Origin of the sequence: Streptomyces sp. SID12488 (genome assembly GCF_010548275.1) — a bacterium.
Lineage (GTDB): Bacteria > Actinomycetota > Actinomycetes > Streptomycetales > Streptomycetaceae > Streptomyces.
In genome coordinates this window covers 167,232-189,064 of record NZ_JAAGLT010000013.1, presented here as the reverse complement: position 1 = coordinate 189,064, position 21,833 = coordinate 167,232, and the positions used below count along the sequence as shown (strand labels likewise).

The 21,833-nt window shown below is 70.9% G+C and carries 17 protein-coding genes and 1 pseudogene; 8 read left to right on the top strand and 10 right to left on the bottom strand.

Features of this window, described 5'->3' with window-relative positions:
- Nucleotides 1-216: 216 nt before the first annotated feature.
- Together G3I56_RS21405 and G3I56_RS21400 are read left to right on the top strand one after the other, a co-directional pair.
- Nucleotides 217-1,806: an AMP-binding protein gene (locus G3I56_RS21405; RefSeq protein WP_164411334.1), complete on the top strand. Its 1,590-nt coding sequence runs from the start codon at nt 217-219 to the stop codon at nt 1,804-1,806.
- 102 nt (nt 1,807-1,908) lie between these two features.
- Entirely contained in the window at nt 1,909-2,724 is an 816-nt protein-coding gene (locus G3I56_RS21400; RefSeq protein ID WP_164411257.1) for a PaaX family transcriptional regulator C-terminal domain-containing protein, read from the top strand.
- A 77-nt stretch (nt 2,725-2,801) separates the two neighbouring features.
- On the opposite strand, the gene G3I56_RS21395 is transcribed toward G3I56_RS21400, so the two are convergent.
- Together G3I56_RS21395 and G3I56_RS21390 are read right to left on the bottom strand one after the other, a co-directional pair.
- On the bottom strand, nt 2,802-5,252 hold the full coding sequence (locus G3I56_RS21395) for a bifunctional salicylyl-CoA 5-hydroxylase/oxidoreductase (protein ID WP_164411332.1): 2,451 nt from the start codon (nt 5,250-5,252) through the stop codon (nt 2,802-2,804).
- The gene (locus G3I56_RS21390; protein WP_164411255.1) at nt 5,252-6,082 is read right to left on the bottom strand and encodes an enoyl-CoA hydratase family protein; all 831 of its coding nucleotides are present in this window, start codon (nt 6,080-6,082) and stop codon (nt 5,252-5,254) included. The genes G3I56_RS21395 and G3I56_RS21390 overlap by 1 nt, the downstream gene beginning before the upstream one ends.
- A 309-nt stretch (nt 6,083-6,391) precedes the next feature.
- On the opposite strand from G3I56_RS21390, the gene G3I56_RS21385 reads away from it, so the two are divergent.
- The gene (locus G3I56_RS21385) at nt 6,392-6,844 is read left to right on the top strand and encodes an ATP-binding protein (protein WP_164411253.1); all 453 of its coding nucleotides are present in this window, start codon (nt 6,392-6,394) and stop codon (nt 6,842-6,844) included.
- A gap of 166 nt (nt 6,845-7,010) precedes the next feature.
- On the opposite strand, the gene argF is transcribed toward G3I56_RS21385, so the two are convergent.
- Both argF and G3I56_RS21375 read right to left on the bottom strand, forming a co-directional pair.
- A complete protein-coding gene (gene argF, locus G3I56_RS21380) occupies nt 7,011-8,021 on the bottom strand; it encodes an ornithine carbamoyltransferase (protein WP_164411251.1) in 1,011 nt (336 codons plus the stop codon).
- Between the two features lie 167 nt (nt 8,022-8,188).
- The gene (locus tag G3I56_RS21375; protein ID WP_164411249.1) at nt 8,189-9,415 is read right to left on the bottom strand and encodes an arginine deiminase; all 1,227 of its coding nucleotides are present in this window, start codon (nt 9,413-9,415) and stop codon (nt 8,189-8,191) included.
- 200 nt (nt 9,416-9,615) lie between these two features.
- Between G3I56_RS21375 and G3I56_RS21370 the strand changes: the two genes are divergently transcribed.
- Together G3I56_RS21370 and G3I56_RS21365 are read left to right on the top strand one after the other, a co-directional pair.
- A complete protein-coding gene (locus G3I56_RS21370; RefSeq protein WP_164411329.1) occupies nt 9,616-10,617 on the top strand; it encodes an SPFH domain-containing protein in 1,002 nt (333 codons plus the stop codon).
- Complete coding sequence (locus G3I56_RS21365) at nt 10,614-11,513, top strand: NAD(+)/NADH kinase (RefSeq protein ID WP_164411247.1); 900 nt, start codon at nt 10,614-10,616, stop codon at nt 11,511-11,513. Before G3I56_RS21370 ends, G3I56_RS21365 begins: the two co-directional genes overlap by 4 nt.
- 256 nt (nt 11,514-11,769) lie before the next feature.
- Here G3I56_RS21365 and G3I56_RS21360 read toward each other — a convergent pair whose 3' ends face one another.
- On the bottom strand, nt 11,770-14,337 hold the full coding sequence (locus G3I56_RS21360; RefSeq protein WP_164411245.1) for a polynucleotide kinase-phosphatase: 2,568 nt from the start codon (nt 14,335-14,337) through the stop codon (nt 11,770-11,772).
- The gene (locus G3I56_RS21355) at nt 14,334-15,833 is read right to left on the bottom strand and encodes a 3' terminal RNA ribose 2'-O-methyltransferase Hen1 (RefSeq protein ID WP_164411243.1); all 1,500 of its coding nucleotides are present in this window, start codon (nt 15,831-15,833) and stop codon (nt 14,334-14,336) included. Before G3I56_RS21355 ends, G3I56_RS21360 begins: the two co-directional genes overlap by 4 nt.
- A 215-nt stretch (nt 15,834-16,048) precedes the next feature.
- Here G3I56_RS21355 and G3I56_RS21350 point away from each other — a divergent pair, with 215 nt between their 5' ends.
- Nucleotides 16,049-17,449 (top strand): M1 family metallopeptidase, encoded by a 1,401-nt coding sequence (locus tag G3I56_RS21350; protein WP_164411241.1) that lies wholly within the window; start codon nt 16,049-16,051, stop codon nt 17,447-17,449.
- A gap of 288 nt (nt 17,450-17,737) precedes the next feature.
- Nucleotides 17,738-18,010: pseudogene (locus tag G3I56_RS43985) on the top strand (alpha/beta hydrolase); the annotation flags it as partial.
- Nucleotides 18,011-18,076: 66 nt separating this feature from the next.
- On the opposite strand, the gene G3I56_RS21340 reads toward G3I56_RS43985, so the two are convergent.
- Nucleotides 18,077-19,000 (bottom strand): LLM class F420-dependent oxidoreductase, encoded by a 924-nt coding sequence (locus G3I56_RS21340; protein WP_164411239.1) that lies wholly within the window; start codon nt 18,998-19,000, stop codon nt 18,077-18,079.
- Nucleotides 19,001-19,270: 270 nt separating this feature from the next.
- On the opposite strand from G3I56_RS21340, the gene G3I56_RS43245 reads away from it, so the two are divergent.
- Nucleotides 19,271-19,441 (top strand): hypothetical protein, encoded by a 171-nt coding sequence (locus G3I56_RS43245; RefSeq protein WP_203690336.1) that lies wholly within the window; start codon nt 19,271-19,273, stop codon nt 19,439-19,441.
- A 151-nt stretch (nt 19,442-19,592) separates the two neighbouring features.
- On the opposite strand, the gene G3I56_RS21335 is transcribed toward G3I56_RS43245, so the two are convergent.
- The 3 genes from G3I56_RS21335 to G3I56_RS21325 all read right to left on the bottom strand — a co-directional run bounded on the left by G3I56_RS21335 (nt 19,593) and on the right by G3I56_RS21325 (nt 21,796).
- Nucleotides 19,593-20,066: a DUF6099 family protein gene (locus tag G3I56_RS21335; RefSeq protein WP_164411237.1), complete on the bottom strand. Its 474-nt coding sequence runs from the start codon at nt 20,064-20,066 to the stop codon at nt 19,593-19,595.
- Nucleotides 20,067-20,225: 159 nt separating this feature from the next.
- Nucleotides 20,226-20,543, bottom strand: coding sequence for a nucleotide pyrophosphohydrolase (locus G3I56_RS21330; RefSeq protein ID WP_164411327.1), 318 nt, complete (start codon nt 20,541-20,543; stop codon nt 20,226-20,228).
- 80 nt (nt 20,544-20,623) lie between these two features.
- Nucleotides 20,624-21,796 carry an ATP-binding protein gene (locus G3I56_RS21325; RefSeq protein WP_164411235.1) on the bottom strand — a complete coding sequence of 391 codons (1,173 nt, stop codon included), beginning with the start codon at nt 21,794-21,796 and terminating at the stop codon, nt 20,624-20,626.
- Nucleotides 21,797-21,833: the final 37 nt, after the last annotated feature.

Below are 21,833 nucleotides of genomic sequence, written 5' to 3'. Positions count from 1 at the left end.
CGGTCCTCCCTCCGAGGCCACCGGTCGCGACCCCTCCTCCGACGATATCGCGCACCGTTGACTGTCGTCACCAACACGATACGCTCGTTCTGCGAGCCCACCAGTACGCCCATCACGGCAAGGGGGCGACCCGCCTTGGACCCCAGGGACTCCACGCAGCCCCGGCAACCCGGCAACGGCAGTGTTCCCGAGGAGCGCGTCGACGCCGCCCGGCGGATCCCCTCGGCCCACGTCGACACCTTCGCGCGCGACCATCTGCCGCCCCCGGACCAGTGGCCCGACCTCCGCCTCGATCTGCCCGAGCTGCGCTACCCCGACCGGCTGAACTGCGCGGCCGAGCTGCTGAGCGGTCCCACGGCCGAACGCCCGGTGTTCCGCACCGCCGCCGGTGAGGTGTGGACGTACAGCGAGCTGCGCACCCGCGTCGACCGGGTCGCGCATGTCCTGAGCCGGGATCTCGGGGTCGTACCCGGCAACCGTGTCCTGCTGCGCGGCCCCACCTCACCCTGGCTCGCGGCCTGCTGGCTGGCCGTGCTGAAGGCGGGCGCGGTCGCGGTCACCGTGCTGGCCCAGCAGCGTCCGCACGAGCTGAGCACGATGTGCGAGATCGCCCAGGTACGGCACGCGCTGTGCGACGTCCGGGCCCTCGACGACCTCGCCAAGGCGGAGATACCGGGGCTGCGGATCACGACGTACGGCGGCGAAGGCCTCGACGACCTGCTGAACCGTCCGGTGCCCGGCACCCCGTATCCGGCCGTGGACACCGCGGCCGACGACGTGGCGCTGATCGCGTTCACGTCCGGCACCACCGGCCGCCCGAAAGGGTGCATGCACTTCCACCGGGATGTGCTCGCCGTCGCCGACACGTTCTCGCGGCACGTGCTGAAGCCGCGTGCGGACGACGTGTTCGCGGGCAGTCCGCCGCTCGGTTTCACCTTCGGGCTCGGCGGTCTGGTGGTGTTCCCGATGCGGGCCGGAGCCAGCGCGCTACTCCTCGAACAGGCGGGCCCCAAACAGCTGTTGCCGGCCATCGCCGAGCATCGCGTCTCGGTGCTGTTCACGGCGCCGACGGCGTACCGCGCGATGCTCGACGAGCTGGACGCGTACGACACCGGCTCGCTGCGCCGCTGTGTCTCGGCGGGCGAGAACCTGCCCGAAGCCACCTGGCGGGCCTGGTACGAGCGCACCGGCCTGCGGCTGATCAACGGCATCGGCGCGACCGAACTGCTGCACATCTTCATCTCGGCCGCCGACAAGGACATCAGGCCCGGTAGGACCGGGATTCCGGTGCCGGGGTGGCACGCGCGCGTGCAGGACGAGAACGGCGAGCCCGTACCGGACGGCACGCCGGGGCTGCTCGCGGTGCGCGGTCCGGTCGGGTGCCGGTATCTCGCCGATCCGCGCCAGGGCACGTATGTGCGGAACGGCTGGAACATCACCGGGGACACGTACGTCCAGGAGAGCGACGGCTACTTCCGGTACGTGGCCCGAGCCGACGACATGATCATCTCGGCCGGGTACAACATCGCGGGCCCGGAGGTCGAGGAGGCGCTGCTGCGTCATCCGGACGTCGTGGAGACGGCCGTGGTGGGGCGCGGCGACGAGGCACGCGGGCAGGTCGTGGTGGCGTACGCCGTGCTCAGGGAGGGCGTACGGCGGGACGCGGAGGCGTTGCGCGCGTTCGTCAGGGGGGAGCTGGCGCCGTACAAGTGTCCGCGCGAGATCGTCTTCCTGGACGCCCTGCCACGGACGGCGACGGGCAAGCTCCAGCGCTTCCGGCTGCGCACCGACGCGAGGCCGATCTGACGCCGACCTGACCCCACCCTGAAGTGATCTTGACCGAAAGTCATCCACCCGAGGTAGTTGACCAGCGGAAATGGCGAGCAGCAGTGATTCCGGCGGCCTAAAATGATCAACGTGTCCGAACAGCACGCCCCGCGGTCTCTCATCGTCACGCTCTACGGCGCGTACGGCCGTTTCATGCCCGGCCCGGTACCCGTCGCCGAGCTGATCCGGCTCCTCGCCGCGGTCGGCGTCGACGCACCCTCCGTACGGTCGTCCGTGTCCCGTCTGAAGCGGCGCGGCCTGCTTCTGCCGGCCCGTACGGCGCAGGGCGCGGCCGGATACGAGCTCTCACCGGAAGCCTGTCAGTTGCTCGACGACGGTGACCGGCGCGTCTACGCCGCCGCACCGCCCCCGCCCGACGAGGGCTGGGTCCTCGCCGTGTTCTCCGTCCCCGAGTCGGAGCGCCAGAAGCGCCATGTCCTCCGTTCCCGGCTGGCCGGACTCGGCTTCGGCTCGGCGGCCCCGGGCGTGTGGGTGGCCCCGGCGCGCCTCTACGAGGAGTCCCGCCACACTCTGGAGCGGCTGCGTCTCGACCCGTACGTCGACTTCTTCCGCGGTGAGCACCTGGGCTTCGCCGCGACGGTCGAGTCGGTCTCCCGCTGGTGGGACCTGGCCGCGATCGCCAAGGAGCACGAGGCGTTTCTCGACCAGCACGCGCGCGTGCTGCACGCCTGGGAGAAGCGCGCGGACACCCCGCCCGAGGAGGCGTACCGCGACTACCTGGTGGCCCTGGACTCCTGGCGCCACCTGCCGTACACCGACCCCGGCCTGCCCGCCCACCTGCTCCCGGCGGACTGGCCGGGCGTCCGCTCGGCGGCCGTCTTCCAGGGGCTGCACGCACGGCTGCGGGACGCGGGGGCGACATTCGCAGGCGTGTGACCAACGGAGTCCGTGTACGCCGTGTACGCGGTACTGGCGGAGCGGGGGCTCGTGTGAACGGTCTCGGGTTGTGAGGGTCAACTTCCCAGTGTGAGACGGGGCTTGGGGTCGTCCGTGCGTCCGGTGCGCGGGCGTCGGCTGCCCGCCCGGTACGGCGCCGGCCAGACGGCGCCCGGACCCTCGTACCCCTGCTCGGCCGCCGCGTGCAGGGTCCAGTTCGGGTCGTAGAGATGGGGGCGGGCCAGCGCGCACAGGTCCGTACGGCCCGCCAGGATCAGGGAGTTGACGTCGTCCCAGGACGAGATCGCGCCGACCGCGATCACCGGGGTGCCCGTCTCGTGGCGGATGCGGTCCGCGAACGGGGTCTGGTACGAACGGCCGTACTCCGGACGCTCGTCGGCCACCACCTGGCCGGTCGACACGTCGATCGCGTCGGCTCCGTGGGCGACGAAGGCGCGCGCGATCGCGACGCCGTCCTCGGCCGTGGTACCCCCGTCGGCCCAGTCCGTGGCCGAGATCCGGACGGCCATGGGGCGGTCCTCCGGCCACACCTCCCGTACGGCGTCGAAGACTTCGAGGGGGAAGCGGAGCCGGGCGGCGAGCGGGCCGCCGTACGCGTCGGTGCGGTGGTTGGTGAGCGGGGAGAGAAAGCCGGAGAGCAAGTAGCCGTGGGCGCAGTGGAGTTCGAGGAGGTCGAAGTCCGCGCGGGCCGCTCGTCGGGCGGCTGCTGTGAACTGCTCGCGGATGGTGCCGAGTTGTGTGAGCGTCAGTTCCTGCGGAGTCTGACTGCCGGGCCCGTACGGGATCGGCGACGCGGCGACGAGCGGCCAGTTGCCCTCCTCCAGCGGCTCGGCGCCGTAGACGGCCTCCCACATCAGCTTCGTCGAGCCCTTGCGGCCGGAGTGGCCGAGCTGGATGCCGAGTGCGGTGCCGGGGGCCTGGGAGTGCACGAAGGCGGCTATGCGCTGCCACACCTCCGCCTGTCGGTCGGTGTAGAGGCCGGCGCAGCCCGGGGTGATGCGTCCCCCGGCGCTGACACACACCATCTCGGACATCACCAGGCCTGCGCCGCCCAGTGCCCTGGCACCCAGGTGGACGAGGTGGAAGTCGCCGGGTACACCGTCCGTGGCCGAGTACATGTCCATGGGGGACACGACGACCCGGTTGCGGAGGGTCAGCCCGCGCAGCCGGAAGGGCGTGAACATCGGCGGGGTGGCGGGCGGGCAGCCGAACTCCCGCTCGACTGCGGCGGTGAAGTGCGGGTCGCGCAACCGCAGGTTGTCGTGGGTGACGCGGCGGCTGCGGGTGAGGAGGTTGAACGCGAACTGGCGGGGCGGCTGGTCGAGGTAGAGGGGCAGGTTCTCGAACCACTCCAGGCTGGCGCGGGCCGCCCGCTGGGTGGAGGCGACAACGGGCCGCCGCTCCTCCTCGTACGCCGCCAGCGCCTCGGCCAGGGTCGGCCGCTCCTCCAGACATGCGGCGAGCGCGAGGGCGTCCTCGACGGCGAGCTTGGTGCCGGAGCCGATGGAGAAGTGGGCGGTGTGGGCGGCGTCCCCGAGGAGCACGACGTTGCCGTACGACCAGTGGTCGTTGACGACCGTACGGAAGGTGGTCCACGCGGACCTGTTCGCGCGCAGCGGCCGTCCGCCGAGGGCGTCCGCGAAGATCTTGGCGCAGCGGTCGACGGATGCGGGGACATCCGCTGTCGTTTCGTCGAACCCTGCCGCCCGCCACACCTCCTCCCGCATCTCGACGATCACGGTCGAGGCGTCGGCGGCGTACGGGTATCCGTGGAGCTGCATCACACCGTGCCCGGTCTCCACGATCTCGAAGCGGAAGGCGTCGAAGGCGAAGTCGGCGGCGAGCCAGAGGTAGCGGCAGCGGTGGTTGGTCAGCCGGGGGCGGAACTCCTGGGCGTAGGCCTCGCGGGTGGTGCTGTACACGCCGTCGGCGGCGATGACCAGGTCGTACGTCTCCGCCAGCCACTCCGGGTAGGGCGCCTCCGTACGGAAGCGCAGCTCGACGCCGAGCGAGCGGCAGCGGGCGTGCAGGATCTCCAGGAGCCGGCGTCTGCCGAGGGCGGCAAAGCCGTGTCCTCCGGAGGTGTGGCGGGTGCCCCGGTGAACGATGTCGATGTCGTCCCAGCGGGTGAAGTGCTGTCGGAGGGCCTCGTAGACCACGGGGTCGGCGTGTTCGATGCCGCCGAGGGTCTCGTCGGAGAGGACGACTCCGAAGCCGAAGGTGTCGTCGGGGGCGTTGCGTTCCCACACGGTGATGTCGCGGGTGGGGTCGAGGCGTTTGAGGAGAGCGGCGGCGTAGAGGCCGCCGGGGCCGCCGCCGATTATCGCGATGCGTCGGGGGTGGCTGGTCCTGTCGGGCGGCTGCTGGTTGTGCGTGGCTGGTCGCTCCCCCACTCTCGGCCTCGCTCGACCGGGGGGACCCCCATCGCGGCGGAGCCGCAAATCGATACCGCCCCGCGCCCTTGGGTCCGTTGCCCCTGACGTCGGTGTGACAGGTGAGGTCGACATCATCGGCCTTGCCACTTCGGGGGGCGTTTTTCGGTGAACGCGGCGTGGAATTCCTTGTAGTCCTCGCCGGTCATGAGGAGGGCCTGGGTGGTGGCGTCCAGTTCGACGGCTGCCGCCAGCGGCATGTCCAGTTCGGCGGTGAGGAGGGCCTTCGTCTGCGCGTACGCCAGTGCCGGGCCCTCCGCCAGGCGGTGGGCCAGCCTCTGGGCCGCCTCGTCGGCGCGGCCCTCGTCGGCGAGTTCGCTGATCAGGCCGATGCGCTCGGCCTCGGGCGCCCGGACCGGTTCGCCGAGCATCAGGAGGCGGGTCGCGTGGCCGAGTCCGACGACCCGGGGCAGCAGGTAGGCGGCGCCCATGTCGCCGCCGGAGAGGCCGACCCGGGTGAAGAGGAACGCGAAGCGCGCGGACGGATCGGCCACACGGAAGTCCGCGGCCAGCGCGAGAACCGCGCCTGCGCCCGCCGCCACCCCGTGCACCGCCGCGATCACCGGGAACGGGCACTCCCTTACGGCCCGGACGACCTGCCCGGTCATCCGGTTGAAGTCGAGCAGCTGGGCGGTGTCCATGGACAGGGTGGCGCCGATGATCTCGTCGACGTCGCCGCCCGAGCAGAAACCGCGGCCCTCTCCGGCCAGCACCAACGCCCGTACCGACCGCTCCCTGGACAGCTCGGCGAGCAGGTCGCGCAGGTCGGCGTAGGCGCCGAAGGTGAGGGCGTTGAGCTTCTCGGGGCGGGCGAGGGTGACGGTGGCCACGCCGGTGGGCGCGAGGTCGACGCGGAGGTGGTGCCAGGTGGAGGTGCGGGGGGTCGAGCCGGTGAAGGGACTCATGCGCGGGCCTCCTCGTCGAACGGGGGACGACTGTCCAACGAAGTTATCACTCATATGTGACTGTCGTCATGAGTGCGCGATATGCCGACCGGTGACGGCCTGTTTCGGTGATCTGGTCACGTCACGAGAAGTCAATAACGCGGTAACAGTGGGAGTGGTCGTGGGAGACGGGCCGTTGGTCTGGGTAAGCCGAACGGTGAGCGGGGCCGAAAGTCCCGTGCGGCGCCGGACCAGTGCCTCTGCCCGACCAGTACCTCTGCCGGACCTCGCCGCACCATCCCTATTGTTGAAAGCAGGACAGCCTGCTCCATGAACGGAACCGCCGTGCAAGAACCCCCCGCCCCCGCCTCCTGGCGTATCGCCCTGCCGCACACCGCCGCCGCGGTGCCTGTCGCCCGCGCGCTGGTCCGCACGGCTCTGACCGAGCTGGAGCACGCGGCGGCGGACTGCGACACGGCGGAGCTGCTCACCGCCGAGCTGGTCGCGAACGCCGTGGAACACACGGCTGGGGACACGCCGATAGAGCTGGTGGTGGAGCTGCTGCCGACCAGTTGCCAGGTCGAGGTGCACGATCCCGACCCGGCGCCGCCAGGGAATCTGACGCGGCCGTTGTCGGAGGAGCCGGATCCCTGGCAGGAACATGGCCGGGGGCTGCTGCTGATCCGAACGCTCAGCTCGTCGTGCGGCCACCGGACCACCGACTCGGGCAAGGCGGTGTGGTTCCGGGTACCCGTGGTACCGGCCCAGTGGCGCCGCGCGTAACTCCTCAAACGCCGGCCGGCATTTCCAGCCCGTCCGGCGTTTGAGGACCAGCGCGTTCAGCGCGAAAGGGGGGTCTGGGGGCGCAGCCCCCAGTGGGGGTCCCCCCCCTGGGGGAGGGACGGGTACGGGCGGCGGGGGCGAGAAACCACCGCCCGGAACGCGACCCTCACCCCAGCGAAGCGACCAGCACCGCCTTGATCGTGTGCAGCCGGTTCTCCGCCTCGTCGAACACCACCGAGTGCGCGGACTCGAACACCTCGTCCGTGACCTCCAGGGACTCCAGCCCGTACGTCTCGTATATCTCGCGCCCGACCTTCGTACCGAGATCATGGAACGCCGGCAGACAGTGCAGGAACTTCACGTCCGCGTTCCCCGTCGCCCGCAGGACATCCATCGTGACGGCGTACGAGGCCAGCGCCGCGATCCGCTCGGCCCACACCGCCTTCGGCTCCCCCATCGACACCCACACATCGGTGGCGACGAAGTCGACGCCCCGCACACCCTCCGGCACATCCTCGGTCAGCGTCACCCGCGCCCCGCTCGCCTCCGCCAGCTTCCGCGCGCCGGCGACGACGTCCTCGGCGGGCCAGTAGGCCCGCGGCGCGACGATCCGTACGTCCATGCCCAGCAGCGCGCCGGTGACCAGATACGAGTTGCCCATGTTGAAGCGCGCGTCGCCGAGGTAGGCGAAGGCGATCTCCTTCAACGGCTTGCCGCCGCCGTGTTCGATCATCGTCAGCACGTCGGCCAGCATCTGGGTGGGGTGCCAGTCGTCGGTCAGACCGTTGAACACCGGTACGCCCGCGTACGCGGCCAGCTCCTCCACCGCCGCCTGGCTGTCACCACGGAACTCGATCCCGTCGTACATCCGCCCGAGCACCCGCGCGGTGTCCTTCACGGACTCCTTGTGGCCCATCTGCGAACCCGACGGATCGAGGTACGTCGTCGAGGCGCCCTGATCGGCCGCCGCGACCTCGAACGCGCAGCGCGTACGCGTCGAGGTCTTCTCGAAGATCAGGGCGATGTTCTTCCCCGCCAGGTACCGCGTCTCCGCCCCGGCCTTCTTCGCCGCCTTCAGCTCGGCGGCGAGGTCGAGCAGCCCACGGAACTCCTCCCCGGTGAAGTCCAGCTCCTTGAGGAAGTGGCGCCCGGCGAGGGCGGTCGGGACAGTCGCCATGGGGGCGCTCCAGGTGATCCGGCAGGGCGTACAGGACACAGACGAATGGAAGTCTATACGACTCATTACATTTCTATGCGGTCAGGTATTCGAGACCACCGAGCCGACCCCGACCCCGACCCCGACCCACCGAGAGGCGGGGCAGGGACAAGCCCCACCCCACACCGCTACGTCACCGCATCCCGTTGCACCGGGCAGCTCATACAGCGCGGACCGCCCCTCCCCCGCCCCAGCTCACTGCCCGGGATCTCTATCACCTCGATGCCCTGCTTGCGCAGATGCGTGTTGGTGGTCGCGTTGCGCTCGTACGCGACCACCACACCCGGCTCGACGGCGAGGACGTTGCAGCCGTCGTCCCACTGCTCACGCTCGGCCGCGTGCACGTCCTGGGTCGCGGTCAGCACGCGGATCTCGCTCAGCCCGAGCGCGGCGGCGATCGCCCGGTGCATGTGCTCCGGCGGATGGTCGGTGACCTTCAACTCCTTGTCCCCGACGCCCGGTTCGATGGTGTACGAGCGGAGCATGCCGAGGCCTGCGTACTGGGTGAAGGTGTCTCCGTCGACCATCGTCATCACGGTGTCGAGGTGCATGAACGCACGCCGCTTGGGCATGTCGAGCGCCACGATCGTCTCGGCCGAACCGGCGGCGAAAAGCTTGTGCGCGAGCATCTCGACCGCCTGGGGCGTGGTGCGCTCGCTCATACCGATGAGTACCGCGCCGTTGCCGATGACGAGGACATCCCCGCCCTCGATGGTGGAGGGGTAGTCCGCCTGACCCTCCGACCAGAGGGAAAAGGTTTCGTCACGGAAGAGCGGGTGATGCCGGTAGATCGCCTCGAAGTGGACGGTCTCCCGCTGGCGCGCCGGCCAGCGCATCGCGTTGATGGAGACGCCGTCGTAGATCCAGGCCGAGGTGTCCCGGGTGAAGAGATGGTTGGGGAGGGGGCCGAGAAGGAAGTCGTCCAGGTCCATGACATGGAAGCGGACAGAGGCCGGTTCCGCGTGCGCGGCCAGGAACTCGCGTTTGGTGATGCCTCCGATGAGCAGTTCGGCCAACTCGGGGGCGGGCAGGCCCTCGAAGGCGGCACGGAGATGGTCGGTGGCCAGCGGCCCGTACTCCTTCTCGTCGAAGACCCGGTCGAGTACGAGGGTGCGGGCCGCCGGGATCGCCAGGGCCTCGATGAGCAGGTCGCCGAAGAGGTGGACGACGACGCCCCGGTCGCGCAGCACGTCCGCGAAGCCGTCGTGCTCGGCGCGCGCACGGCGCACCCACAGGACGTCGTCGAAGAGGAGCGCGTCCTTGTTGCTGGGGGTGAGCCTTTTGAGCTCTAGATCCGGCCGGTGCAGGATGACGCGGCGCAGCCGCCCGGCCTCGGAGTCGACATGGAATCCCATGCCTCCATCCTGACCACTTCGCACCCTGTTCACCCGCTGGTCGGCGGTATACGTGCGATAACCCTCCCCGCCCCACCTCTCCATCTCGTCCCCTTGACGATAAGCGAGCGGAGCAGATATCGTCTACATGACGACAAGGGGTGCGGGAGTGCCTGTGCGCAGACACTCCCGCACCGGACGAGGGGATGGACGACAGGCACATGGCCGACATCACCCGGCGCCTCGGCTGGCGCCATCTGCGTGGCACACCCACGGCCCACATCCGCCACCACCGCTCCGGCCGACTGGCGCACGACGGTCCCGGGCTCAGTTTCTGGTTCCGTGCCCTGACCGCCACACTCTCCGAAGTCCCGGTCGACGACCGGGAGTTGGCAATGACCTTCCACGCCCGTACGTCCGACTTCCAGGACGTCGCGGTCCAGGCGACCGTCACCTACCGCGTCAGCGACCCCGCCCTGGCCGCCACCCGCCTCGACTTCTCCGTCGACCCGGACACAGGCGTCTGGCGGAGCGCGCCCCTGGAGCAGCTGGCGACACTGCTGACGGAGACGGCCCAGCAGCACGCCCTGGATGTCCTGGCCCGTACGGCACTGGCGTCCGCGCTGGTCGACGGGGTGGCGTCGGTGCGGGAACGGGTCGCGGCGGGACTGGCCGCCGAGCCACGCCTGCCGGCCACGGGCATCGAGGTCGTGGCCGTACGGGTGGTGGCCCTGCGGCCGGAGCCCGAGGTGGAGCGGGCGTTGCGGACTCCGGCCCGCGAACAGATCCAGCAGGAGGCCGACCGGGCGACGTACGAACGCCGTGCGGTGGCCGTCGAACGCGAGCGGACCATCGCCGAGAACGAACTGGCCAGCCAGATCGAACTCGCCCGGAGGGAAGAGCAGTTGGTCGACCAGCGGGGTACGAACGCCCGCCGGGAGGCCGAGGAGTACGCGGCGGCCGACGCGGTACGGGCCCAGGCCGAGGCAGCGCGGGTGGTACGGCTGGCCGAGGCCGAGGCCGCGAGCGTGCGCGGGGTGGGCGAGGCACGGGCCCAGGCCCAGACGGCGTGGCTGCACGCCCACGCCGACGCGGATGTGGCCATGCTGCACGCCCTGACGGGCACACGGCTCGCCGAGAACCTGCCCCGCATCGACAGCCTGACGGTGTCACCGGACGTACTGACCGGCCTGCTCGCCAGGCTGGGAGGAGCGCGGGAGTGAGCCTGGCTCCGCGGGCCGTCCTGGTCCACCGCACCACGGAGTACGAGGAGTTGGTGGCCCGGCACGGCACGCACGGCCAGGCCGCCTACTTCCTGCGCTCCCGGGGACGGGACATCGAGGAGGTCGCCGAACGCCACCGCCGAACCCGCCGGTCCATGGCGGAGGTGACGGCGGCGATTCCCCTGACATGGCGTCAGAGCCGGGTAGAGCGAGCCGACTTGGACCGTTTCCTCTTCGCTCCCGAGGACGTGGTCGTCGTGGTCGGGCAGGACGGGCTGGTGGCGAATGTCGCCAAGTACCTCACGGGGCAGCCGGTTCTGGGCGTCGACACCGATCCCGGGCGCAATCCCGGGGTGCTGGTGCGACACCGGCCGGGAGACATGGCGGGACTGCTGCCCGCGGTGCTCGCACGGGACACCGGCGTCGACGAACTCACCATGGTCGAGGCCGTCGCGGACGACACACAGCGGCTGGTCGCCCTCAACGAGATCTACCTCGGGGCACCCGGCCACCAGACGGTCCGGTACAGCCTGGGCCTCGACGACGACAGGGGTGCCGTCGAGGCCCAGGCCTCGTCCGGGGTACTGGTGGGAACAGGGACCGGGGCGAGTGGATGGTTGCGGTCGGTGTGGCAGGAACGGGGCGCCACCCTGACCCTGCCCCGCCCCACCGACGACCGCCTGCTGTGGTTCGTCCGGGAGGCGTGGCCCTCGCCGGTCACGGGAACGTCGTTGGTGGAGGGCGAGTTGGCGGCAGGGTCAGGGCTTCGGCTCACGGTGGAGTCGGAGCGGTTGGTGGCGTTCGGGGACGGGATGGAGGGGGATGCGGTGCAACTGACGTGGGGGCAGACGGTGCGGGTGGGGGTGTGCGGGGAGCGACTGCGCCTGGTGGGCTGACACCCCCGGCCCGCATCTCCAGCCCGTCCGGCGCCTGAGGACGAGGCCCGTCCAGCCCAAGCTTCGCTTCCCGCCAACCCGCCCCCACCACATCTGCGGTCCAGGCGGCACCCCTCCAGCGCCGGCCGGCATCTCCCCAGCCCGTCCGGCGTTTGAGGACGAGGCCGTTCAGGCCGAAGGGGGGTCTGGGGGCGCAGCCCCCAGGTACTGGATGGGACGGGTAGGGGTGGCGGGAGCGAAAACCCCCCGCCACCCCCTAAAGCCGCGGATCCACCGGCTCCGACTCCAGCGCCAGCACCCCGAACACCGCCTCATGCACCCGCCACAACGGCTCCCCCTCCGCCAGCCGGTCCAGCGCCTCCAGCCCCAGCACGTACTCCCTGATCGCCAGCGACCGCTTGTGATTCAGGAACCGCCCCCGCAGCCGGGCAAGGTTCTCCGGCCGGGTGTACTCCGGACCGTAGATGATCCGCAGGTACTCACGCCCCCGGCACTTGATGCCGGGCTGCACCAGCCGTCCCTTCCCGTCACGCACCACCCCGCCGAGCGGTTTGACGACCATGCCCTCACCGCCCCGCCCGGTCATCTCCAGCCACCAGTCCACGCCCGCCCGCACCGACTCCGCGTCGGCCGTGTCCACGTACAGCCGACGGGTCGTCTGCAGCAGACCCGTACCGTCGTGCTCCACCAGCCGGTCCAGCAGGGCCAGTTGTTCATCGTGGGGCAGACCGGCCAGGCTGCGCCCCTCCGTCGCCAGGACCTGGAAGGGCGCCAGGCGGACCCCGTCCAGACCCTGCGTCGGCCAGCAGTAGCGCCGGTAGGCCGCCGTGAACGCCGAGGCGTCCGAAGCCCGTTCACGCTGACGTGCGAGCAGGTCCCGCACGTCGATGCCCCGCGCCGCCGCACCCTCCAGCGCGGCCAGCGCCCCCGGGAACACCGCCCCGGAAGCGGCGCCGACCGCCGCGTACTGCGACCGCAGCAGCCCGGACGCCTTCAGCGACCACGGCATCAACTCGGCGTCCAGCAGCAGCCAGTCGGTGCCCAGCTCCTCCCACAGACCGGCCCCGTCCGCCGCCGCCCGTACCCGGCCGAGGATCTCCTCGGTCACCGTCGGGTCGTCGACGAACGGACGCCCGGTACGCGTGTACAGCGCCCCCGTAGGACCGTCACCGTTCACACCGAACCGCTTCCGAGCCACCTCCACGTCACGGCACACCAGCACCACCGCCCGCGAACCCATGTGCTTCTCCTCGCACACGACCCGCTCGACACCGTCGGCCCGGTACTGCTCGAACGCCTCCGCCGGGTGCTCCAGATAGCCCTCGACATGAGAGGTCGCCGTCGGAGCCATCGTCGGCGGCAGGTACGGCAGCAGCCGCGGGTCCACCGCGAAACGGCTCATGACCTCCAGGGCCGCCGCCGCGTTCTCCTCGCGGACAGTGATCCGGCCCGCGTGGCGCGTCTCCACCACCCGGCGGCCGTGGACGTCCGCCAGGTCCAGCGGACGGCCGTCGTGCCCGCCCGGCGCCTCCGACCGCAGCGGCCTCACCGGCTCGTACCAGACCTGCTCCGCCGGTACGTCGACCAGTTCCCGCTCCGGCCAGCGCAGCGCGGTCAGCTTGCCGCCGAAGACGGCACCGGTGTCGAGACAGATGGTGTTGTTCAGCCAACTGGCCTCCGGAACCGGAGTGTGACCGTAGACCACCGCCGCCCGGCCCCGGTAGTCCTCCGCCCACGGGTAGCGCACCGGCAGGCCGAACTCGTCGGTCTCCCCGGTCGTTTCGCCGTACAGCGCGTGCGAGCGCACCCGGCCCGACGTACGGCCGTGGTACTTCTCGGGCAGACCGGCGTGGCAGACCACCAGGCGCCCGCCGTCAAGGACGTAGTGACTGACGAGGCCGTCGATGAACTCCCTTACCTGAGAGCGGAATTCATCGCTCTCGTCATCCATCTGCTCGATGGTCTCGGCGAGTCCGTGGGTGTGCTGGACCTTGCGGCCCTTGAGGTGACGGCCGTACTTGTTCTCGTGGTTGCCGGGTACGCACAGCGCGTTGCCCGATCCGACCATGGACATCACGCGGCGCAGCACGCCCGGGCTGTCCGGGCCCCGGTCTACGAGGTCGCCCACGAAGACGGCGGTACGGCCGCCCGGGTGCACTCCGTTCTCGTAACCCAACTTGCCCAGCAGGGAGTCCAGTTCGGAGGCGCAGCCGTGGATGTCGCCGATGATGTCGAAGGGGCCGGTGAGGTGGGTCAGGTCGTTGAAGCGCTTCTCGGTGCGGACCTCGGCGCTCTCGATCTCCTCCACACCGCGCAGGACGTGCACCTTGCGGAATCCCTCGCGCTCCAAGTGGCGCAGGGAGCGGCGGAGTTCACGGATGTGACGGTGGATGACCCGACGGGGCATGTCGGCCCGGTCGGTGCGGGAGGCATTGCGTTCGGCGCAGACGTCGTCGGGCACGTCGAGGACGATGGCGATGGGCAGCACGTCGTACTGCCGCGCCAGCTCGATCAGCTGCTTGCGGCTGCTCTCCTGGACGTTGGTCGCGTCGACGACCGTACGGCGGCCCGCCGCGAGTCGCTTGCCGGCGATGTAGTGCAGGACGTCGAAGGCGTCCCCGCTGGCGCTCTGGTCGTTCTCGTCGTCGGCGACCAGGCCTCGGCAGAAGTCCGACGAGATGATCTCGGTCGGTTTGAAGTGCCGCCGCGCGAAAGTGGACTTGCCCGAACCGGACGCCCCGATCAGCACAACGAGGGAGAGGTCGGTGACGGGCAGCACGCGCCCCTTGTTCTCGACACCTGTGACGTTCTCGACGCTGCTCATGCGGCCTTCGCCTCCTTCTCTTCCCTCATGCCGTTCCTGGTCTCGGTCTCGGTCTTCATCGTGAACACGGCCATCTGGGTCGGCGGGCCCACCTCCGGATCGTCCGGCCCGACGGGCACGAACTCCGCCTCGTAGCCGTGCCGTTCGGCCACCGCGTCCGCCCAGGTACGGAACTCCTCCCGGGTCCACTCGAAGCGGTGGTCGCTGTGTCGGCTGTGGCCGGCCGGGAGGGATTCCCAGCGGACGTTGTACTCGACGTTCGGCGTCGTCACGAGGACCGTGCGGGGACGGGCCGCGCCGAACACCGCGTACTCCAGGGCCGGCAGACGCGGCAGGTCGAGGTGTTCGACGACCTCGCACAGCACGGCCGCGTCGTACCCCTTGAGCCGCTTGTCGGTGTAGGCGAGCGAGCCTTGGAGCAGCTTGACGCGCGCCGCCTGCCGCTCCCCCATCCGGTCCAGCTTCAACCGCCGCGAGGCGATGGTGAGCGCGCGCATCGACACGTCCACACCGACGATCTCGGTGAACACCGGGTCCTTGAGCAGCGCCTGCACCAACTGGCCCTGCCCGCAACCGAGATCGAGCACCCGGGCGGTCCCGGACGCCTTCAGCGCCGCGATGATCGCGTCCCGGCGCTGCACGCCGAGCGAAGTCGGCTTCTCCTCCGGCTCCGCCTCCGTCTCGTCCTCGACCGCGTTGTCGATCTCCTCGACCTCGCTGTCGTCGGCCTCGGCCAGCCGGAGCAGTTCCAGTCGCTCCATCGCCTGCCGGGTCAGCGACCAACGGCGCGACAGATAGCGGCTGGTGATCAGTTTCTGTTCCGGGTGCGCGGGCAGCCAGCCCTCGCCCGCCCGCAGCAGTTTGTCGACCTCGTCGGGCGCCACCCAGTAGTGCTTGGCGTCGTCGAGGACCGGCAGCAGGACGTACAGGTGGCGCAGCGCCTCGGCGAGGGTCAGCGTCTCCGACTCGAGGACGAGAGCCACGTACCGCGAGTCGCCCCACTCCGGGAACTCCGGGTCCAGCGCGACCGGTTCGGCCGTCACCGTCCAGCCGAGCGGTTCGAACAGGTTCCGTACGAGATCGGCGCCGCCCCGGGCCGGCAGCGCGGGCACCTCGACCCTCAACGGACGTGCCTGGTCCGGGAGTTCGGGCTTCGCCCGGCACTGACCCTGCATCGCGCTTCTGAACACCGCGCTCAGCGCGACCGCGAGCAGCGAAGAGGCCGCGTACGGACGGTCGTTGACGTACTGCGCGAGTGCCGCGTCGGGTGCGCCGCCCCGTCCCTTGCCCTTGCCGCGCCGGACCAGTGCGACCGCGTCGACCTCCAGCAGCAGCGCGGCCGAACAGCGCTCGTCGGACGCCTCGGGGTAGAGGACGTGCGCGGTGCCGTAGGAGGTGGAGAACGTCTGCGCGTTGTCGGGATGCTTGTGCAGCAGGTAGCCGAGGTCGGTCGCGGGGCGTTCGGGGGTGCCGGTGGTGCTGATCGTCAGGAACACGGTGGCCAGGCCTCAGAGAAGGGTTTGAACTGGGGGTACTTGCTGTGCGTCAACGTACAGCGAACGCCCCCGGGGCACTCGGGCATTTTCCCTCGGCACCCTTTCGTCCGTCTTCCTGGATCCGCCGCGCGTCTCCGCTGCCCAAGCGGAGCCGACCCCCTCTCTTCTCGCAGGCAGAGGCCAGGATCCAGAGCGATGTGGCATGATCCGCTGCCATGTCGTCGCTGTCCGCGTGGTCGTCAAGAACCGCTCACCGTCTGCTGGTTGTGCTGCTCGCGTGCCTCGTGACAGCGGGCTCCACCGTGGCCCGGGCCGAGACGGCGCCCGGCGCCAGGACAGGGACCTCCGCCGATGCCGCGACCCCCGACCGCCTCCGCTACGAGGTGACCCTGCGCGCCGACACCGACGGCTCCCACTGGACCGGCCGGCAGCGGATGTCGTTCCGCAACGCCTCCGACCGGCCCCTGCGCGAGGTGTACGTACGCCTGTGGGGCAACGGCGACGACGGGTGCGGCACGCCCGGCAAGCCCTCCCCCGTCAGGGTTTCCAAGGTGCGCGGCGGCACTCCGGGCCGCCTCACCGTGGGCTGCACGGCACTGGGCGTCACCCTGCCGAAGCCGCTCGCACGCGGTGAGCGGACGACCATCGCCCTCGACGTGTCCATCAACGTGCCCGGACGGAACAGCCGCTTCGGCCGCGAGGGCGGGTTCCGCTTCCTGGGCAACGCGCTGCCGGTCCTGGCCGTGCACGACACGAAGGGGTGGCATCTCGATCCGTATGTGGCGACCGGCGAGAGCTTCTACGCTCTGGCAAGCGACTTCCGGGTGCGCCTCGACCACCCGTCGGCCCTCAAGGTCCCGGCGACCGGCCGCACTTGGACCCGCCCCGGCAAGCCCGGGCGCACGGTCACCCACAGCGTCGCCCATCAGGTACGGGACTTCGCGTGGGCGGCGGGCGCGTTCCGCACCGCGACCGAGACCTCGCCCGGGGGCGTGCGCGTGAAGTCGTACTGGGCGCCGGGCACTTCCGCCGCGGGCGTCCGCCTCAGCCGCCAGGACGGCGTAGCCGCCGTCGACCGGTTCGGCAGGGAGTTCGGCCGCTATCCGTACGGCGAGATCGACCTCGTGATGACCAGTGGGTTCGGCGGTGGCATGGAGTACCCCGGCCTGGTCCTCCTCGGCACCACCGAGGAAGGCAGCGCCGTCGTCCATGAGGTGGCCCACCAGTGGTGGTACGGCATCGTGGGCAACGACGAGTACAACTCGCCCTGGCTGGACGAGAGTTTCGCCCAGTACGCCAACGCGCGCTTCTACGGCTGGGACACACTCGACTGCTGGTCGGAGGACAACTGGCCGAGCGACCGCGCCGCGCTCACCAACTCGATGGCCTACTGGTCCGCGAACCGCGGCGAGTACCACGTCGTGTACACGGCCGGCCCCTGCGCCCTGGCCGATCTGGAGCGCACCCTCGGCGCCGACACCATGGCGCGACTCCTCAAGCGGTACGCCCGCGACCACTGGTACGGCGTCTCCAGCACGGCCGACTTCAAGAAGGCCGCCCAGTCGATGACCGACAAGGATCTGGGCCCTTTCTGGAAGCAGTACCGCATCCGCTGAAGCCGCCGCGAGCCGCCCGCCCGAGCGGCCTTCGGCCAGGCCCTCCACCACGCCTTCCACCGGACCGAACGCTGGGCGGCCCTGGCCGACGTACTGCGTACGCATCTGCGGGACAGTACGACGGGCACACCGCGCCCCGCGACCGCCCTCGACTCGCCGGACTCACGCACCTTCGATGCGGCGAGCCGGACGGTGAAGTGCACCGACGGACCCGGTCCGACCCCAGCCCGCATCCTGGCCGGCCTCCGCCGCACACGACGGCTGGACCCACAGCCCGTACTGACCGGCATGGAGACGTCGGCCTGCACCTTCCGGCACCACCGGCCCGCCCGCCGTACGGCCCTGGGCACCCCCGCCGCCCCGCCCGTCCTGCTGATCGCCTCCGCCCACGACCCGGTCACCCCGATCGAGGGTGCCCACGCACTGCGCCGCCCGCTGCTCGGCTCCCGCCCGGTCACCCTCGACGACGACTGCTCCCAGGGCGTGTTCGCGAGCCGGGACGACGCGTGCGTGGACTCGACGGCCGCCGTCCATCTGGTCGACGGGCGGGTGCCCACGGCGGATGTGCGGTGCGCGGGGCCGGGGCTGCCGGCGGTGACCGGCGGTGACCCGCCCCGCACTCCGGCGTTACGACAGCTGCGACTGCACCTGCGAGGAGATCAGCTCAAGGTGGTCCAGATCGTCGAGGTCGAGGATCTGGAGGTAGATCCGCTGGGAGCCGATCTCCGCGTAGCGGCCGATCTTCTCCACGACCTCCGCCGGGGAGCCCGCCAGTCCGTTGGCCCTGAGTTCGTCGACCTCGCGGCCGATCGCGGCGGCGCGGCGGGCCAGTTCCTGGTCGTCCTTGCCGACGCAGACCACCAGCGCGTTCGAGTACGTCAGCCCGTCGGCCTTGCGGCCCGCCTGCTCTGCCGCCGCGCGCACCCGGCCGAACTGGCGCTCGGTGTCCTCGACCGACGAGAACGGCATGTTGAACTCGTCGGCGTACTGCGCGGTGAGCCGCGGGGTACGGGCCGCGCCGTGGCCGCCGACGAGCACGGGGATCTTGGCCTGCGCGGGTTTGGGCAGAGCAGGTGAGTCGGTGAGGTCGTAGTGCGTGCCGTGGTGGCTGAACGTTTCGCCGGCCTTCGTCTCCCACAGGCCGGTGACGATCGCCAGCTGCTCTTCGAGGCGGGCGAACTTCTCCTGCGGGAACGGGATGCCGTACGCCTTGTGCTCCTCCTCGAACCAGCCCGCGCCCAGGCCGAGTTCGACCCGCCCGCCGGACATCTGGTCGACCTGTGCGACCTGGATCGCCAGGACGCCGGGAAGACGGAAGGTGGCGGCGCTCATCAGGGTGCCGAGGCGGATGCGCTTGGTCTCGCGGGCGAGTCCGGCAAGGGTGATCCAGGCGTCGGTGGGGCCGGGCAGGCCGTCCCCCGAGCCCATGTGGAGGTAGTGGTCGGAGCGGAAGAACGCGTCGAAACCAAGGTCCTCGGTGGCCTTCGCCACGGCGAGCAGGGTGTCGTAGGTCGCGCCTTGCTGGGGTTCGGTGAAGATGCGAAGATCCATGCCCCCATCCTGCACTCGGACCCCGGTCAACCCCACCGGCGCCCCCTGCCCCACGCCTCCCCGGTCGGGTGAAAAACCGTCAACAGCGTGCGAGGTGCGGGTCCGTGCCAGTGACTCCCCACCGCGATGATCGTTGGCTCGGGCGGAGCCGGCCCGACCGGCGCCCGCGCCGGCGGCGACCGGTCGGCCAGTTCGATTGCCGGCCCGCTCGCTCTCCGGGGCGCACCCGTGCCGGCTCCTCCGGGAGCCAGGGGCCGAGGAGGCCGTCCATTGTCCGAAGAAGTCGTGCCGCAGCAGGCGGGGCCCACACAGCCGAAGGGGCTGCTGCAGCAGATGGAGGAACTGATGGCCGCGCTGAACGCAGATCTGTCTGCACTGGACGCCGATTTTCAGTCGGCGGGGGTGTCGTCGACGTCCGCGGAGGAGACTGAGGCGGGTTGAAATTGCCCGGGCCGAGCCGCCGGGCTCGGCCCCCTGCCAGGCGGAGAGTCGGGCGCGCAACGCGCCCCGAAAGGGGCGCGGGGCTGTATCCACCTGGGGCTCCGCCGCGCGGGCGCGATCAGCCCCCACCGGCCCGCGCCGAACGAACCGCCTATCCGGCCACCCGCTCCGCTCCCCCCGCCGCCTCCCTGGCCGCCAGTTTGCGGAGCATCTCCAGGACGCGGTCGCGGGACTCGTCCGCCGCGTCGATCGATTCCATGCACTGCCAGTACGTCGTCTCGTCGTCCGCTGCGCTGGCGATGCCGACCAGGGCCATGCCCGCCTCGCCGAGGAGGGCGCCGAGGCAGAGGAGAGCGTGGCGGGCGTCGCCCAGCTCGGTGAGCTGGGCCGCACGTAACGCGCCTGCGGCGAGGGGCGGTTCATCCAGGACTCCGCAGCCCCGGCCCGCCAGTTCGGTCAACCCCAGCGCCTCGCCCCGCAGTTCGGGTGGCCCGTTGACCGCGAGGCGGCTGCCTATCGCCTGCGCGAGGGCCTGCGCCTGCCACACCTCCTTCAAGGTCTGAGACACACCGTCGCTGCTCGCGAGGGCGCGTCTACTCGTCAGGATGAGCCGCACCGCATCCATGCGCTGCCCCAGTCTGTCCCCGACGCGCTGTTCGCACGTCCGCCCGAACTCCACCGTCCACTACCCAGAGTGAAGTGCTGTGGGACGAAAAGCCAGAGGAAGGCGGAAATCTGCGGACAACAAATAGGGAACGGACCGCAGTTTGACTCCGTAGAGTAACTATTCCTTTGTCGGGAACCTCAGTTCGTTGCGGTCGATCTTCGCGTCGAGGGCCGTCAGCGCGTCGATCCCGAGCACCTCGCACAGTTGGAGCAGATACGCGAGCACGTCCGCGACCTCGTCCGTCACGCGGTGGGCGGTGTCCGGGTCGTCCATCACCCGTGCCGACTCCTCGGGCGTCAACCACTGGAAGATCTCGACCAGTTCGGACGCCTCCACGCTGAGCGCGGCGGCGAGGTTCTTGGGGGTGTGGAACGGCTGCCAGTTCCGCGCCGCCGCGAAGTCGGCCAGCCTGCGCTGGAGTTTCGCCACATCCAACCGGTCGCCGCGCTCCCGGTGTTCGGGCTGTTCATCCTGGTGTTCGGGCTGCTCGAAGCCGTCAGCGTGCTCCTGGTCTGTCACGGCTTCAGGTCTACCACCGTCACCCCCTCCACCCCCTCCACCCACGACGCGTCGCTCACCGTACCGATGAGGCGGATGTGCCCTCGGTCGCACATACGCGCCGCCAGTCGCAGGAGTTGGTCGCGCTGCCGTACGTCCAGGGACCGGTCGAAGCCGTCAGCCAGGACCGTGAGCGTCTGAAGGGCGTCGGGTACCTCGCAGGGCTGGTCGACAGCCAGCACACCGGGGCCGGTCAGCAGGACCAGCGCCAGGCCCGCGTACCTCAACTCGCCGTCACCCAGCCTGCCGAAGTGGGTGAGCGGACCGTCGCCCCGGTCGAGTACGGCACGGACGCGACCGTCGGCGATCCGGTCGGCCCGTACGTCCGTGACCGGGCCGGCGCAGCCCTCGCGGACGGCGGCGACCAAGAGCCCGTGCCGGATGGTGCATTCCACCCCGGTGCGCCAGAGGACCTCGGCCAGGTTGTCGCAACCCGGCAGGAGTCGCCCGCTCTTCACCGGTACCGCCGTGCGCATCCGGTCGGGCCGGGGGTCGCAGGCGAAGACGGACCGCAGGGCGACCACCATCTGCTCGGCGGCGGCGATGACCTGTCGCTGCCCGTCCGTCTTCCCGGCCACCCGCAGCGGCAGCAGGGCCGTGCCGAGCCGGTCGTCCGGCATCGGGGCGCGGGTGACCGACGCCGAACCGGCAGTGTGCCAGGCGGCCTGGACGGTGCGCCTGCCGGGATCGCGCAGCGCCGTCTCCAGGAGGACCACCCCGCCGGCGCTCAACCGCTCGCCCACGATGCGCAGTTCGGGCTCGGCCTGGACGGCGACGTCGAGCAGTACGGGACCCTCGGGGCCGTCCGCCGTACAGCCGATACGGAAGCCGCGCCGGCGCTGGGCGTCGGGGCGGGCGCGTTCCGGTACGCAGGCGGCCGGGTCCGGGAACGCCTCCCCGACGGTGGCGCCGGAGCCGAGGCGGGCCAGCGACTCGTACGCCCTGAGCGCGGTCGTCTTGCCGCCGCCGCTCGGCCCGGCGAGCAGGGTGAGCCGCCCGAGCGGGAACCTGGCCCGGCGGTGCCCCGCGTAGGCGGACAGCCTCAGTTCGGTGACGCTCGGCCGGTCGGGACGCGCCGCCCGCTGCGCTGCGGTGGACGGAGTGGGCGGTAAGTCCAGTGACAGGGTCATATCCGGACCGTAGGCCTCCGCCCGCGAGGCGAACCGT

What these genes read in the sequence shown, in the direction of transcription:
- G3I56_RS21400 (WP_164411257.1), top strand. Translation starts at nt 1,909, where the DNA reads ATGATCAACGTGTCCGAACAGCACGCCCCGCGGTCTCTCATCGTCACG.
- G3I56_RS21395 (WP_164411332.1), bottom strand. Translation starts at nt 5,252, where the DNA reads ATGTCGACCTCACCTGTCACACCGACGTCAGGGGCAACGGACCCAAGG.
- G3I56_RS21390 (WP_164411255.1), bottom strand. Translation starts at nt 6,082, where the DNA reads ATGAGTCCCTTCACCGGCTCGACCCCCCGCACCTCCACCTGGCACCAC.
- G3I56_RS21385 (WP_164411253.1), top strand. Translation starts at nt 6,392, where the DNA reads ATGAACGGAACCGCCGTGCAAGAACCCCCCGCCCCCGCCTCCTGGCGT.
- argF (WP_164411251.1), bottom strand. Translation starts at nt 8,021, where the DNA reads ATGGCGACTGTCCCGACCGCCCTCGCCGGGCGCCACTTCCTCAAGGAG.
- G3I56_RS21375 (WP_164411249.1), bottom strand. Translation starts at nt 9,415, where the DNA reads ATGGGATTCCATGTCGACTCCGAGGCCGGGCGGCTGCGCCGCGTCATC.
- G3I56_RS21370 (WP_164411329.1), top strand. Translation starts at nt 9,616, where the DNA reads ATGGCCGACATCACCCGGCGCCTCGGCTGGCGCCATCTGCGTGGCACA.
- G3I56_RS21360 (WP_164411245.1), bottom strand. Translation starts at nt 14,337, where the DNA reads ATGAGCAGCGTCGAGAACGTCACAGGTGTCGAGAACAAGGGGCGCGTG.
- G3I56_RS21350 (WP_164411241.1), top strand. Translation starts at nt 16,049, where the DNA reads ATGTCGTCGCTGTCCGCGTGGTCGTCAAGAACCGCTCACCGTCTGCTG.
- G3I56_RS21340 (WP_164411239.1), bottom strand. Translation starts at nt 19,000, where the DNA reads ATGGATCTTCGCATCTTCACCGAACCCCAGCAAGGCGCGACCTACGAC.
- G3I56_RS21335 (WP_164411237.1), bottom strand. Translation starts at nt 20,066, where the DNA reads ATGGATGCGGTGCGGCTCATCCTGACGAGTAGACGCGCCCTCGCGAGC.
- G3I56_RS21325 (WP_164411235.1), bottom strand. Translation starts at nt 21,796, where the DNA reads ATGACCCTGTCACTGGACTTACCGCCCACTCCGTCCACCGCAGCGCAG.